Below are 14,433 nucleotides of genomic sequence, written 5' to 3' on the forward strand. Positions count from 1 at the left end.
GATTTTATACAGCACTAATAATAGAATGCATAAATATCAACAATATAAAAAGCCATGTCCAAGTTAAGAAAAAAACATAAAAAAGGCAATGCCGGCGCCAAAGCATTAATAGTGCTGGTAGCTCTGTTTTTGCTGACAGTAATTATATTTCTCACCGCTTTCACCGGTTTGGGTATTGCCGTTACCGACATTATTGGAAACTTCATGTCGGATTTGCCAGAGCTGGAAGAGTATAATCCTGCCGAATCCGCCCTAACTTCCAAGATATATGCAGCAGATAATACCCTTATTGCCACCTTTCACGGAGTTGAAAACCGGGAAGCAGTACCCCTTCAGAGATTACCCCGGAACCTGGTAAATGCAGTAGTGGCCATTGAAGATGAAAGATTCTACCAGCATAAGGGCGTGGATCCCGAGGGCATAATAAGGGCTTTTATTATAAACCTTCAAACCGGAGATATTACCCAGGGAGCAAGCACCATTACCCAGCAGGTAATAAGGAACCTTTATATACCTGAAGAAAAATACGAAATAACCTACGACCGCAAGATAAAAGAAGCCATTCTGGCTTATCAGCTGGAAAAGATATACACCAAAGAAGAGGTCCTGGAGATGTATCTCAATACTGTATACTTTGGAGAAGGGGCTTACGGAGTCCAGGCAGCATCCCAGGTTTATTTTAATAAAAATGTGGATTACCTTAACCTGGCGGAAGCTGCCCTGATAGCAGGCCTGCTCCGTTACCCTAATAAAACCCCCTATATTGACCAGACTTGGTCCCTGGAAAGAAGAAATATAGTACTTTCCAAAATGCTGGAGTTAAATTATATAAACAACCAGCAATATCAGGACGCTATAAATACCCCTGTAGTGCTGCAGCGGTCAGTCGAAGAAACGGAAGAGGGTTTTGCCCCTTATTTTGTTGAATATGTAAAACAGCAGCTTATAGCAAAATATGGAGTTAGCCGGGTTTTTAAGGGTGGTTTTGAAATTTATACCACTCTGGAGCCCGATATGCAGATAGCTGCCGAAGAAGCCATAGAAGAAATACTGTATGATCCTGAAGACCCGGCAGCCGCTCTGGTGGCCATGGATCCCGCCACCGGATACATCAAGGCCATGGTGGGGGGGAAAGACTTTACAGATATGAAATTCAACCTGGCCTCCCAGGCCAAGAGGCAGCCAGGCTCAACTTTTAAGGTGTTTGCACTGATGGCTGCACTGGAACAGGGCATAAGCCCACTAATGACTTTCGACCCCAATGGTCCGGTAATATTTAATATAGAAGGAAGTGAGCCCTGGGAAGTCTCCAACTATATGGGGACCAATTACCAGACCGATGAAATGACTATTATGGATGCCACCATAAACTCGGTAAACGTAGTGTATTCGCAGCTTATAATGAAAGTAGGAGCATTCAGCCTGGTAGATATTGCCAAAAGGATGGGCATTGTATCTGACCTGGAGCCCTACCCGGCTATTGGCCTGGGAGGCCTTACCACCGGGGTATCACCATTGGAAACATGTAATGCTTTTTCAACTATTGCCAACTACGGTGAAAAAAATGATCCGGTAGCCATAATCAAGGTAACCGATAGTGAAGGTAATATTTTAGAAGAACACCAGCCTAATCCAACCCGGGCCGTATCCGCCATTAATGCTTACCGGGCTATAGAAATAATGCAGCAGGTAGTCCAGAGAGGCACAGGTACTCGGGCCAGGCTTGAAGACCGTCCAGTAGCCGGAAAAACCGGTACCACCCAGGAAGCTGAAAATGCCTGGTTTACCGGGTTTACAACCAACCTGGCGGCCTGTGTATGGATTGGTTACCCCGAGGAAAATAAAGAGTTGGGGGTAATACATGACGTAAGGGTTCAGGGCGGTACACTGCCTGCCATGATCTGGAACCTGTTTATGGAAGAAGCTACCCGGAAACTGCCCGCAGAGGAATTTGTAAGACCAGAAGACGATTTAATAGAAGTGCAGGTAGTCCACAATCCTGAAACCGGTGCAATTATGCTGGCAAACAGGTCTACCCCTTTTGAGCAAATCGAATTAAGACAGTTTCATTATGGGCAGGAACCCAGGTCATTGGATACTACAGAGGGTTTAAAACTTCCTAATATAACACTAATGCCTAAAGACCAGGCAAATAATATTTTGATAGATGCCGGATACACTCATATAGAATTTATTGAAGAAGTATTTGGAGGTGTACCTCCAGGTTATGTTCACAGGCAAGAACCTTTATGGGATGAGGAAGTTGACCCTATAAGAATAATCAAGGTTTGGGTAAATCCAGGGGGAGTGCCAGCCGGAGACCCCGGGGAAATAATAAAGCAGTTACAGGAAAACCTTCCTACTGTACCAAATATTATAAATCTACCATGGGATCAGGCAAACCATATGTTAATATATTCAGGATATAATAATATTGAGTATATCTATGAAAAAATCGATGGGGTACCTCAGAATTATACCTATAATCAGCAACCTTCTGGAGGACAAAAAGCCAGTCTTAACCAGAAGATAAAAGTTTGGGTAAATCCCTGATATTTTATGGATAAATCGTATCCAGGTCCTTATATGGCCCGGGTATTACATGAACAGCCAGCAGTTCTCCTGCTCTTTTTGCAGCTTCAGCACCAGCGTCTATTGATGACTTTACTGCCCTTACATTTCATTTGATAAATATGGTTACATAGCCGCCGCCAATCCTTACCTGTCCCATTAGCTCTACATTTGCGGCTTTGACCATAGCATCTGCTGCCTCTATGGAGCCTACCAGACCCCTGGTTTCAATTAAACCAACAGCATACCCTTCCATCTGCTACCACCTCTTATTCTAAATTGACTTCCTTATCCCCAAAAATCAATTTCTCAATTTTTGCTACAATAATAGAATCCAATCCCATATTTTTGGTCTGGTCAGTGGCCCTGGCCGGGGTACCGTTAGCCACCATCACTGTTTCATCTATCCCTACCCCTATAAGATCAGCGGAAACTACAAAATTATGAGTAAAATTGCCGTCCATATCCAACTCTGCTACTACCATCAACTTTAAGCCATTGTAGTTTTCATCCTTTATAACCGATACCACATTTCCTATTACTTTTCCCAGCATCATGTTAATCACTTACCCCGATATCTACAGAATCAATAATAGCGGTTATGGTGGTGTCAGCAGGGACCAGTTTATCCGGAAAAGCCCAGGTTGCTTCGGTGCTTACCTCATAACCTATATATTCGCCCATGGATACTCCCAAAGGATCCAGGGCCAGGGTTTTTTTACCGGTAAGCTTGCCGGTCTTTATATCTACATCTTCAATTATTTTTATGGCTATGCCCTCCAGCGAAGGATGCTTGAAATTAGAATAAGTTTTACCAATAACTTTTCCGTAAAACATTTTATTTCTCCATCAAAAATTTGTATTTTGAATCAACATGTACCGATTCCACTTTGGCCGAAATGCCTGCATTTATAGGCATGTTATCATAGCCTACTATTTTCCTGGCAGAACTTCCTCCCACTATCAGCACCTTGTCTCCGGTTCCAATTCCCAGTTTTTTATCCACAGCAACCACATATTTTTCTGTCTCTTCACCGGCCAGATCCAGCAATTTAACCAAAAATATTTTAGCTGCCTTCATGGTCTTGTCTTTTACGCTGCAGACCAGCTCTTTTTTAACTACACCTATATTCACTTCTCTTCCCCCCTGCCATCCAACCTGGCCACTATGGAAGTATCGGTAGGCACCTCTGCAGTCATATCGGTCATCTTGGAAGCACTGCCGGTGGTAATAAGTACCATATCACCATATCCCACATCTATGGTATCTACAGCTACGGTATAACTGTCAGTATGGCTAAAATTACTGTCCAATATATTAACTACATATAATTGTACTGGATCTAACTGCTTCATTTTAGAAACTGAGGTTATGCTACCTACAACTTTTGCTATATCCATAATTATTCATACATATTTATTTTATCTATTTTTGCTACTATGGAAGCCCTGATAGGCACATTTTCTCTTCCCACAATATTGCTTACGGTGTCTCCGTCATCGGTAAGCAGCACTGTTTCTCCAACCCCCACTCCAATAGCATCCTCTACCAGATAATATTGATTGGATTGTTTTCCATAAGGATTGATAGCCTGGGCTATCTTAAGCTTGGTATTCTCAATTTTTTCCACTTTTATGGTACTTACTACAGTACCGATTACTCTGGCAATCTCCATATAATGCTTCCGGTTTCGCCTGATTTGTCCCTTAAAATTAGTTAATTATAACATAAATACATATATAGCTTACAGGTTTTTTTGCCAAACTTCTACCATCACCGTATTAGAGATTTGCCAGGCGGCAGATAGCAATATCTGTGATTGCAGCCCTTAGAAAAAGATTAGCTTGCTTTTAAAAAATCCGGTTTTAAAGTTTTGTTTATTATTGTATATTTATTACCTACAGGAAATTAGATAAGAGGATAGGTTATGAGCAGCAATGATAAACAGGTAAGGGTAAGGTTTGCGCCCAGCCCCACTGGATACCTGCATATTGGCAGTGCCAGAACTGCATTTTTTAACTGGCTTTATGCTAAAAAAAACCAGGGGGAATTAATACTCAGAATTGAGGATACCGATATCCTGAGACATGTAGAAGATTCCCTGCAAAGCCTGACCGATTCCTTAAAATGGCTGGGCCTGGATTGGGATGAAGGCTATGAGTCCGGCGGAGACCTGGGGCCATACCGTCAATCCCAAAGAAAAGAAATGTATGTAAGGTATGCAGAACAATTAGTGCAGCAGAGTAAAGCCTACCGCTGTTTCTGTACACCTGAAACCTTGAAACAAAAAAGGGAAAGCCTGGAAAAAGAAGGAAAGACCTTTAAGTATGACCGCCATTGCCTGAAATTAACTGATGAAGAGATAGAAAGAAAAATAAGTCAGGAAATGCCCTATGCCCTAAGGCTCCGCCTGCCGGATGACCAGATAATTTCATTTAAGGATATAGTTTATGGAGAAATTTCTGTAAATACTGAAAATTTGGATGATTTTGTAATCTTAAGGTCAAATGGGCTACCCACCTATAATTTCAGTGCAGCTGTAGATGATGCCCTGATGAAGATAACCGATGTTATAAGGGGTGAAGACCATCTGTCCAATACACCCAAACAGATACTTATCTATATGCTGCTTGGTTTTACCATACCGCAATTTACCCATCTTCCCATGATTCTGGGAAGCGATGGACAGAAATTGAGCAAAAGGCATGGTTCGGTAGCCATTGAAGCCTACCGGGACCAGGGAATTTTGCCGGAAGCTATACTCAATTACCTTGCTCTGCTGGGATGGTCACCGGAACAGGAGCAGGATATGTTTACAGTTAAGCAGCTGCTGAAAGATTTTGATTTAAAAGATATTAATAAAAAACCGGCCCGATTTGATTATGAAAAACTCATATGGATAAACAGCTGCTGGATACGTTCTCTGGATACAGATCAGCTGGCTTCCATGATAGCCAGAAAGGTAAAAGAGTCTATTGACTCCCAACAGGCCCTTGCCGGATGGGATACCGGCCTTGATGAAAAATGCACCCAGATTGCCCCCCTTATAAGGGAAAGAATAAAAACTCTAAACGAAATCCCGGATTGGGTCTTCCCCTACTTTACCACTGTTTCCTATACTCCTGAATCCTTAAGCTTTTTTGACCTGAAAAAGGTTGATGCTCCCCTGGTGCTGGAGGAAACTATAAAAATATTTGCCGGAATGCAGGATTTTGATTCCCAGGAAATTGAACAGGCCCTCAGGCTTAAATCAGAGACTATGGATTGCAGCTTCAGGAATTATATATCGGTAATAAGGATGGCCTTATGGGGGACCAAGGTAAGCCCCCCCTTATTTAAAACCATGGAAATACTGGGCAGGGATTTAACCCTTCACCGGTTAAATAATTACCTGAAAGCTCTGAAGGCTAGAGCCTGAACAGCATCTCTTCCGGTTTCAGATCTCTTCCCAGTTCCACCACTTTCTTGGTAAAGCTGGCTACTACCACTTCCTCGTTGGTAGGTATTATGTATACCTTTACTTTTGAATCTATGGAATAGTCAGAAGATATAAGCCCAAGCTGGCCGTTTACTTCCTTGTTCCTGGATAAATCAAGCTTTATGCCCATAAATTCCAGGTCCTCAAGTATTCTTTCTCTCATATAGGCATTGCCTTCTCCAATACCGCCGCCAAATACCATGCAGTCAAGGCCGCCCAGTACTGTGGCCAAAGAACCGATATACTTCCGTATACCATCAACATAAAGGTCTACAGCCAGTTTTGCCCTCTTATTGCCCTGTTCCGCTGCAGCCAGTATTTCCAGCATATCGTCAGACCCGATACCAGCTGTTCCTTTGAGGCCGGCATTATTGGATATTTGCTCCTGGGCCTCCTCTACCGTCAGGCCTAACTCTTTCATGGCATAAAGCAGAGCAGTTGCATCCGCATCGCCAACTCTGGTGCCCTGAAGCAACCCTGAATTGGGAGAAAAATCCATGCTGGTATCCACAGATTTTCCACCGGCCAGAGCAGTCATGGAACTGCTGCCGCCGAGGTGTATGGTTACCAGTCGAATATCTTCCGTGCCTTCCAGCTGGTATGCTTTGGCAGAAAGATACCGGTGGGAAGAACCATGGAAACCGTTCTTCTTTATTCCCAGCTGTTGATACCATTCCCAGGGAAAGCCGGAATACCTCCTGAACTCCGGTATGGAATAATGGAAAGATGGCTCAAAAACTCCTACCATGGGAACATCCAAAATCTTATCGAATATACCTATGGTTTCAATATAGGGAATATTGTGTACCGGAGCCACAAAGGCAAATTTTTTCATCTCTGCCAGGGTTTCAGGGGTCAGCATATTGGCACCGTTCTTTACACCCAGTATGGTTTTAAAGCCCATGGCTTCAATATCCTGGGGTTTGTTAATGACTCCATTGGCCACATACCAATCCAGTATGAGTTTTATTCCATCTTCAAAACCGCAGACTTCCACTACTTCTTTCCGGGTGTCTTCATCGCCAGCACTGTGGCTGAAATTGGACTGGCCCTCCGTCTTGATCTTGTCCAGATTGGCCTGTCCCAGAGTCTTAACATTATTTTGATCATCAATATCAATAATTTTACTCTTCAGGGAGGTGCTGCCTACATTCCCGATTCCTATAATCATTATTTGGCCCCTTTCGATATCATTTAAAGGTTTGCATTACAAAGCAAATAAATTATATTATTTTTTATGGCTTTCCTCAAATAAAGAAACCGGCGAAAGGACTGGCAATGCAGAGATTATTTTTTGGTTTGTTCAAAATGTTTTCTTAGCAGTTCCAGTTGTTTGGCTATATTGGCCCTATCTTCTTGCAGGCAGTCCGTGTTATTGATTTTATCTGCCAGCGCTAAAGAAACCAGGGCTGAAAGAGATATGCCTAGCTTGTCAGCCTTATCTTTTGCTCTTTTCATCAGATCCCGGTCTAACCGGAAACTGTGCATTTTCTTGGACATGCCCCCATACTAAGAATTGTTGACCAATATGTCAACAAGCTAGCGACAGCGATAAATTTTTACCAGTGGAATTTTTTCCTAAAAATATTTAAAATCTAAAGAGTACATAAAGGAAAGGACAATTTATGGCAGATAAAATATTTTTTGACCATGCCTCGGCTACGCCGGTTAATAAAGAAGTGCTGGATGAAATGCAGCCTTTCTTTTCCACCCACTACGGCAATCCTTCCAGCCTGCATGATTTTGGTCAACAGGCCAAGGATGCACTGGAAGAAGCCCGCAGCAGGGTTGCCCGGCTTATAGGGGCTTCCCCGGAAGAGATTTATTTTACCTCCAGTGGTACAGAATCCAATAACTTTGCCTTATTCGGGCTGGCCAGGGCATTGCAGTCAAAAGGACAACATATAATCTCTTCCAGTATCGAGCATATATCCATACTGAATCCTTTAAAGGAACTAAAAAAAATGGGCTGGCAGTATACCCTGCTGCCCGTAGATGAATATGGTTTGGTGGATGTAAAACAACTGGAAAAAGAGATAAGGGAAGATACGGCCCTCATAACTGTTATGCATGCCAATAACGAAGTAGGCACCATACAGAATATTAAAGATTTGGCCCAGATAGCCAGCAGCCACGATATTGTCTTTCATAGCGACGGAGTGGCAACAGCTGGTATTATAGAGGTGGATGTTAACCAGCTGGGGGTTGATGCTTACAGTGTTTCGTCCCAGCAGATGTATGGGCCCAAGGGGGCAGCTGCTCTGTATATAAGGAAAGGCACCAGGGTAAAGCCTTTTATTATTGGAGGTACCCAGGAAAGCGGCAGAAGAGCGGGCACAGAAAATGTCCCGGCCATTGTCGGGTTTGGCAAAGCCGCAGAGCTGGCTAAAGCGGAGATGGATAAAAATAAAAAGCACCTTACCAGCTTAAGGGATCAACTTATTGAAGGCATTACCAAAAGCATAAAGAATGTAAAGCTCAACGGTCATCCGGAGCAGAGGCTTCCCGGAAATGTGCATTTTAGTTTTGAATATATAGAAGGCGAATCTATCCTTCTATTGCTTAATATGGAAGGAATAGCTGCGGCCAGCGGATCCTCCTGCGTTTCCCAGGCATTAAAGAATAGCCAGGTGTTGCTGTCCATGGGCATTAGCCCTACTATGGCCCAGGGCTCAGTATTATTTTCACTGGGAAAATTTAATACTGAAAAAGAAGTTTTAAAAACTGTTGAGGTCTTGCCTCCAATAATTAAAAAATTAAGACAGATGTCACCTTTGTATAAGGAAGAATAGAAAAGGGGTATTTATGGTTACATATAGCGATAAGGTAATGGATCATTTTATGTCTCCCAGGAATGTGGGAGAGATAAAGGACGCAGATGGTATAGGTGAAGTAGGCAATCCGACCTGCGGGGATATGATGACCTTTTATATAAAGGTCAAGGATAATAAATTGGAAGATGTGAAATTTAAGACTTTTGGTTGTGGGGCTGCCATTGCCGTTTCCAGCATGGTCAGCGAAATAGCCAAGGGTAAAACTTTGGATGAAGCTCTCAAAATCACCAATAAAAGTGTTGCAGAGGAGTTAGGAGGTCTTCCCAAAAACAAGATGCATTGCTCCAATCTGGGAGCAGATGCTCTTCACAAAGCTATTGAAGATTACCAGAAAAAGAATAAAAAGAAAAAATAGGAGAAGCCATGGTTAAAGATAAAAAGTCCACATGCAAGTGTCCGTACTGTGATACTGATATAGAATTAAAATCATCCGTAATTTGTACAGTATGTGATTTAAAGATTTCACGCTGCCCTGAATGCGGTTACCCTATTTCAGAGAATATTGAAAAATGTCCTAACTGCGGAGTAAAGTTATGAATGAGATAAATATAGACCAGGAACTTGATTGCATAGGTTTATTTTGTCCTGCTCCCATTTATGAAACCAGGAAGAAAATTAATTCAATGAAGGAGGGCCAGGTTTTAAAAATGACTGCTGATGACCCTGGTTCTGAGGCTGATATAAAAAGCTGGGCAAAGACCACTGGGAATGAACTTTTCAAGATAGAAAAGGAAGGGGAAACCTTTATTTTCTATATTAAAAAAACCTCAGGATAGATTTGCCTACACACCAATATCGTATTATAATGGTTATTCGTTTTGGGGAGTAGTCTAGTGGCAGGACATGCGGCTCTGGACCGTAGGACGGAGGTTCGAATCCTCCCTCCCCAGCCATATAAAAAACAATTAGGCTACTGTAAAATGTGGGCAGCCAAGCCGTATTTTCAGCATAATGAAAAATCTTTATTTTCTTTCTATACTTTCAGTTACCACTTCGGGACTAAAGAATAAGTAAATCATAACAATCACTAATTGTTACAAATAATCATAATGGGTATAATTAACCTTAAACAAATATTTTAAGTTTATAAAATTTAGAGAAGCAGGTTCTTCAAATGCCTTCTTCAACTATCCAGGGATACGCAGCAAAGTCAGTAGGACAATCTCTTGAGCCATTTACGTTCGAGTCTGCGGAATTGGGGGAAAATGATGTAAGGGTTTCCATCAGCCATTGCGGAGTATGTCACACTGACATTCATGCAATTGACGACTACTACGGAATAACCACCTTTCCATTTGTTCCAGGTCATGAGATAGTCGGATATATATCATCTGTGGGAGAAGCAGTATCTGGTATGAAAGTAGGAGACCGGGTTGCCATAGGGTGGCAGGGGCGTTCGTGCGGAAAGTGCGAGTGGTGCTTGAAAGGAGAAGAACAATTCTGTATGGATATTGTCCAATCGGGAACATGGGTACCCTACGGAGGATTCTCATCTTCTGTGGTTGTAGATTACCGTTTTGCATATAAAATACCTGATGCTATGCCCTCCGAAGTAGCTGCTGTTCTCACATGTGCCGGTATTACGGTTTACAACCCACTTCAATTATACGCCACCAGACCCGCTCAGAAGATCGGTATTATAAGTGTTGGTGGACTTGGACATCTGGCAATACAGTTTGCACATGCCTTAGAGTACGAGGTAACCGCTATTTCCTCATCACCGGAGAAGGAAAAGCAGGCTTTAGCCTTTGGTGCAGACCATTTTATCGTTTCAGATGACCAGGCAAGCTTAAACCAGCTTGAATTCATTTTCGACCTGCTGCTTTGTACTGCTTCAGGAAAGATTAACTGGGAAGCGTTACTTAATACTTTAAAGAAAAAGGGCAAATTTATTCTGGTAGGTTTCCAGGATCTGGAGCTTAATTCAACTGACCTTGTGGCGCACCAACTGTCTATTACCGGATCTTTTATAGGTAGCCGGACCACAATGCAGGAGATGTTCTTGTTCGCACAAGCCCATGGGATAAAGCCTGCTATCGAAATGATGCCCATGTCAAAGGTAAATGAAGCACTTCAAAGAGTAAAGGAAAATAAGGCTCGTTACAGGATTGTACTGGTCAATGATGATGTAAATGATTAATTTATCATTGCAAAATCTAATTCTGGTTAAAAATGTCCTCATCTGCAGTCATTATTGCGGTTCTAACATTGCGTACAGTGGCCAGCCACTTTCAGACATTTATTTCATAGAAATCTTAATAATATTCATTTAGTTAGGATAAATTAAGACTTCATATTTAAAAAGATTAAAAATATATATCTGGCTTTAAAGTAAATACTCTCCCAATGGCCAGGATAAAGCCGGCCATAATACTGTTAATCATAATTATGCTAACAGGTTATACTAAAAAGTGTAAGGAAGTAGTAAAACATGAACAGAGTCATACATTTTGAGATTCACGCCGCAGACCCTGAAAGTTTAGGCAAATTTTATACTAATGTTTTCGGATGGGAAATCAAGGAATGGATTATTCCAGGGGTTAAAGATGAGAACCGTTACTGGGAAGTAATGACTGCTCCCGAGAAGTCAAAAGAGCCTGGTATAAATGGGGGTTTAGTATTTCGAAAAGGCCCACTGCCACAGGGTGTAGAACCATTAACTGCTTTTATATGTACAATTCAAGTTTCAAGTGTCGATGAATATTTAAAAAAGGTAACTGAGGCAGGAGGAAGTATAAGCCTACCTAAAATGCCAATTCCAGGTCTGGCTTGGCTTGCTTACTGTAAAGACCCTGAAGGGAATATTTTCGGCATTTATGAAGAAGATAAAAATGCAATATAGATTGCTGACATTTATAGTAAAAAATAACAAGTAATTTATTGTTTAGAGAAAGGAAGTAAAATATGAAATATATTGATGGCTTTGTTTTAGCAGTGCCAAAGGAAAAACTTAAAGATTATCAAAATATGGCCGAGACAGCCGGAAAAATCTGGAAAAAGTATGGTGCTCTTGAATACTTTGAAGCTGTAGGCAATGATTTAAATCCAAAGATGGCTGGGATTAATTTCTCTCAAACTGTTAGAGCCAAACCTGATGAGACTGTTATTTTCTCTTTCATTGTGTTTAAGTCAAAGCAACATAGAGATAGTGTTAATGAGAAAGTAATGAAAGATCCCGTTATGAATGACCCAGAATATAGGGACAAGCCAATGCCTTTTGATATGAAGCGTATGGTTTACGGAGGATTCGAGGTTATAGTTGAGATTTGATTTTCCATAATTATTGTCAGAAGTATTTGGTTAAATTAAGATAGAATTTTAAATTATGATTAATTTTTTGAATGGCCATATAAAAAAGATAATCGATTAAAATATATTTGAATGGCTGATAAATTTTTAAAAACACTTTTCTGGTATAAAAATATCTCCATTAAACATCAATAAATTAGTTCTAACTTTGCGTAAGGTGGCCAGCCATTAAGACACATTTAACAAATATATCTTAAAAAATTAGGCTCTTCAAAAGTTATCGTTATTAAGGTCTAATTAGTCTTATTGATATTTTAAAAAATTGATTTCAGGAATAAAAATATCTTCATTTAAGCTTAGAAAATTGGTTCTAACATCGTTTATAGTGAACAGTCAGCAAGATATTTAAATCAAATGAATAAACATTAATTTGTCTATAAACACAATTTTTGACCCAGTTCAAATGCTTCCTGTATTTTATCTGGGTTATTTTTTATTTCCCCTGCTTTTTCAGCACATGCATAAACTATTCCAATAAGAGAGGCATTAACAAAAGCGCATATGTCTTGAAAACTTCTTAAAGGATTGATTCCACCAGAAATAAAGATATCCTTATCACCAAATGTTAAAATAATACCAATTTTTTTCCCTGTTAGTGCGTAGACTTTATCTTTTTCAACTGCATATAGCCTATCAATAAATAATTTAGTTTGAGCGGAAATATTAGCCCAATAAGTGGGGGATGCAAAAACAATTGCATCTGCTTGTGCTACCTTAGAATATAAAGGAATCATGTCATCTTTGATTATACAACTTTTAGTTTTGTTTTTTCTGCAAGCATCGCATGCATCGCAAGGTGAAATTTTTAATTCCTGAAGGTTTATAATTTCAGAAATACCTCCATTTTCATTAGCACCTTTAGCCAAAGTTTGTATAAGGAAAGAACAATTTCCATTTTTTCTTGGACTTCCATTAATTATGAGAATTTTCTGATTTTTCATATTGGTGTATTTATTTAATTTTAATACTAAGAAATAAAATTTATAATTTTCCTTATTGATTTTTGGAATTGAAATTATTATATAATATTTTGAAATTTTATGAAATTAGATTGTTTAGATTAAATTTACCGACAAACTCTATAAATATAATTATTTACTTAAAGAGTTGGTTCTAAATTTCACTACTTGGGACAGTAACAAATAGTAGGTTTTAAGCAGTAATTAACCTATAATGCTCAATTCTAGTATAAAAATATCCTCATTCAAACCCAATAATATAGTTCTAACTCTGTCCACAGTCCCCAGCCACTTGTTATAAATCTTTTCTAAACCGCCCTCTTTCCTAACCGTCTAAATTTATTAAACTATTACTGTCTGTTTATAATACAAATGTTAATAATGAAAGCGTAAGACAAACGTTATGGACATAAGAAACCTCAAGATAAAAATATCTGTATTTCTAATTTTCATACTTATCTCCTGGCTGGCAGGGTAGTCCCTAATACATGCTTCTGATGCTAAATCAAACTCTGGGACTGAAGAACCTGCCGGTTATATAAGCAATCTGCTTGAAACTGTTAGATCCTTTGTAGATAACATCAAATCACTTTTTGGAGTAAATAGTGTGGAATCTGCCAAGGGATATGATGAATCAGAAGACGGTGGAGAAAAAGAAGATGAAGCTGAGGGCGAAGAAGACAACGGTAGCGGAAATAACTTTGGTGAAGAGATATCAAATATAGCACAGGAGCTCAGAACCGGGGGTTCTACTGTAGATCAACTAGTAGACAAATCAACCTCTACCCACCTGCAGGTTTTAGCAGAAGTCCATAAAAAGGTCCCACAAGCTGCAAAGGATACCACACTGAAAGCAATGAAAAATAGTGTGAAGGGAAATGCCGCTGCACAGGATGCTTTAAATAGGAAAGATGCTTCTAATAACGGTAGCGAAGATGAAGAAGATGAAGAGAAAGAAGATGGTCCGAAAAGCAGAGGCGTACATAATGCCTCTGAGATGGGCAAGCAGAAGAGAAATAATAATCCTTCCAATAGATAAATATTTTTTGCTAAAACAAATTTAATATAGGCCAATATTTTTTGTTACTCCAATAAGGTTAATGTTGGTTCGATAATCAAAAATGTATCATATATTTTAACTTAAGGCTCTTTTAAAAAATATTGTTGATATACGAACATATGTTTGCTAATATTTCCTTAAATCAAGTATGTTCGAAAGGAAATAAATTGACAGAAGACTTAAAAAAACAGCTGTATTTACTTCTTAAAAGACTATCGTCA

At 40.0% G+C, this 14,433-nt stretch carries 18 protein-coding genes, 1 tRNA gene and 1 pseudogene; 11 read left to right on the plus strand and 9 right to left on the minus strand.

Annotated features, from left to right (window positions below):
• Positions 1-54 precede the first annotated feature (54 nt).
• The gene (locus tag K9H14_06650) at positions 55-2,553 is read left to right on the plus strand and encodes a PBP1A family penicillin-binding protein (GenBank protein MCG9479876.1); all 2,499 of its coding nucleotides are present in this window, start codon (positions 55-57) and stop codon (positions 2,551-2,553) included.
• A 4-nt stretch (positions 2,554-2,557) separates the two neighbouring features.
• On the opposite strand, the pseudogene K9H14_06655 reads toward K9H14_06650, so the two are convergent.
• From K9H14_06655 to K9H14_06680, 6 genes and pseudogenes are all read right to left on the minus strand, one after another.
• A pseudogene (locus K9H14_06655) lies at positions 2,558-2,827 on the minus strand (BMC domain-containing protein).
• A gap of 13 nt (positions 2,828-2,840) precedes the next feature.
• A complete protein-coding gene (locus tag K9H14_06660; protein MCG9479877.1) occupies positions 2,841-3,137 on the minus strand; it encodes a EutN/CcmL family microcompartment protein in 297 nt (98 codons plus the stop codon).
• Positions 3,130-3,408, minus strand: a complete 279-nt coding sequence (locus tag K9H14_06665; protein ID MCG9479878.1) for a hypothetical protein — start codon at positions 3,406-3,408, stop codon at positions 3,130-3,132. Before K9H14_06665 ends, K9H14_06660 begins: the two co-directional genes overlap by 8 nt.
• Before the next feature lies 1 nt (position 3,409).
• The gene (locus tag K9H14_06670; protein ID MCG9479879.1) at positions 3,410-3,706 is read right to left on the minus strand and encodes an ethanolamine utilization protein EutN; all 297 of its coding nucleotides are present in this window, start codon (positions 3,704-3,706) and stop codon (positions 3,410-3,412) included.
• The gene (locus K9H14_06675) at positions 3,703-3,972 is read right to left on the minus strand and encodes a EutN/CcmL family microcompartment protein (protein ID MCG9479880.1); all 270 of its coding nucleotides are present in this window, start codon (positions 3,970-3,972) and stop codon (positions 3,703-3,705) included. The genes K9H14_06670 and K9H14_06675 overlap by 4 nt, the downstream gene beginning before the upstream one ends.
• Positions 3,973-3,974: 2 nt before the next feature.
• On the minus strand, positions 3,975-4,247 hold the full coding sequence (locus tag K9H14_06680; protein MCG9479881.1) for a EutN/CcmL family microcompartment protein: 273 nt from the start codon (positions 4,245-4,247) through the stop codon (positions 3,975-3,977).
• A 252-nt stretch (positions 4,248-4,499) separates the two neighbouring features.
• Between K9H14_06680 and gltX the strand changes: the two genes are divergently transcribed.
• On the plus strand, positions 4,500-5,990 hold the full coding sequence (gltX, locus tag K9H14_06685) for a glutamate--tRNA ligase (GenBank protein MCG9479882.1): 1,491 nt from the start codon (positions 4,500-4,502) through the stop codon (positions 5,988-5,990).
• Here gltX and K9H14_06690 read toward each other — a convergent pair.
• On the minus strand, positions 5,980-7,221 hold the full coding sequence (locus tag K9H14_06690) for an acetate kinase (protein ID MCG9479883.1): 1,242 nt from the start codon (positions 7,219-7,221) through the stop codon (positions 5,980-5,982). The two genes, gltX and K9H14_06690, sit on opposite strands and share 11 nt — an antisense overlap.
• Before the next feature lie 116 nt (positions 7,222-7,337).
• A complete protein-coding gene (locus K9H14_06695; GenBank protein MCG9479884.1) occupies positions 7,338-7,550 on the minus strand; it encodes a hypothetical protein in 213 nt (70 codons plus the stop codon).
• Between the two features lie 125 nt (positions 7,551-7,675).
• On the opposite strand from K9H14_06695, the gene K9H14_06700 reads away from it, so the two are divergent.
• The 8 genes from K9H14_06700 (at position 7,676) to K9H14_06735 (ending at position 12,154) form a co-directional block, all read left to right on the plus strand.
• Positions 7,676-8,842, plus strand: a complete 1,167-nt coding sequence (locus K9H14_06700; protein ID MCG9479885.1) for a cysteine desulfurase — start codon at positions 7,676-7,678, stop codon at positions 8,840-8,842.
• A 13-nt stretch (positions 8,843-8,855) separates the two neighbouring features.
• A complete protein-coding gene (gene nifU / locus K9H14_06705) occupies positions 8,856-9,239 on the plus strand; it encodes a Fe-S cluster assembly scaffold protein NifU (GenBank protein ID MCG9479886.1) in 384 nt (127 codons plus the stop codon).
• An 8-nt stretch (positions 9,240-9,247) separates the two neighbouring features.
• Positions 9,248-9,421, plus strand: coding sequence for a zinc-ribbon domain-containing protein (locus K9H14_06710; GenBank protein MCG9479887.1), 174 nt, complete (start codon positions 9,248-9,250; stop codon positions 9,419-9,421).
• A complete protein-coding gene (locus tag K9H14_06715) occupies positions 9,418-9,660 on the plus strand; it encodes a sulfurtransferase TusA family protein (protein MCG9479888.1) in 243 nt (80 codons plus the stop codon). The genes K9H14_06710 and K9H14_06715 overlap by 4 nt, the downstream gene beginning before the upstream one ends.
• Positions 9,661-9,703: 43 nt before the next feature.
• Positions 9,704-9,777: transfer RNA gene (locus K9H14_06720), tRNA-Gln, on the plus strand.
• 221 nt (positions 9,778-9,998) lie between these two features.
• Positions 9,999-11,024 carry an NAD(P)-dependent alcohol dehydrogenase gene (locus tag K9H14_06725; protein MCG9479889.1) on the plus strand — a complete coding sequence of 342 codons (1,026 nt, stop codon included), beginning with the start codon at positions 9,999-10,001 and terminating at the stop codon, positions 11,022-11,024.
• Positions 11,025-11,315: 291 nt separating this feature from the next.
• On the plus strand, positions 11,316-11,726 hold the full coding sequence (locus tag K9H14_06730; GenBank protein MCG9479890.1) for a VOC family protein: 411 nt from the start codon (positions 11,316-11,318) through the stop codon (positions 11,724-11,726).
• A gap of 62 nt (positions 11,727-11,788) precedes the next feature.
• Positions 11,789-12,154: a DUF1428 domain-containing protein gene (locus K9H14_06735; GenBank protein ID MCG9479891.1), complete on the plus strand. Its 366-nt coding sequence runs from the start codon at positions 11,789-11,791 to the stop codon at positions 12,152-12,154.
• A gap of 413 nt (positions 12,155-12,567) precedes the next feature.
• Here K9H14_06735 and K9H14_06740 read toward each other — a convergent pair whose 3' ends face one another.
• Entirely contained in the window at positions 12,568-13,134 is a 567-nt protein-coding gene (locus tag K9H14_06740; GenBank protein ID MCG9479892.1) for a flavodoxin family protein, read from the minus strand.
• Between the two features lie 625 nt (positions 13,135-13,759).
• Between K9H14_06740 and K9H14_06745 the strand changes: the two genes are divergently transcribed.
• Positions 13,760-14,191: a hypothetical protein gene (locus K9H14_06745; GenBank protein ID MCG9479893.1), complete on the plus strand. Its 432-nt coding sequence runs from the start codon at positions 13,760-13,762 to the stop codon at positions 14,189-14,191.
• Positions 14,192-14,433: the final 242 nt, after the last annotated feature.

Source organism: Actinomycetes bacterium (genome assembly GCA_022396035.1).
Taxonomy (GTDB): Bacteria; Actinomycetota; Humimicrobiia; order Humimicrobiales; family Humimicrobiaceae; genus Halolacustris.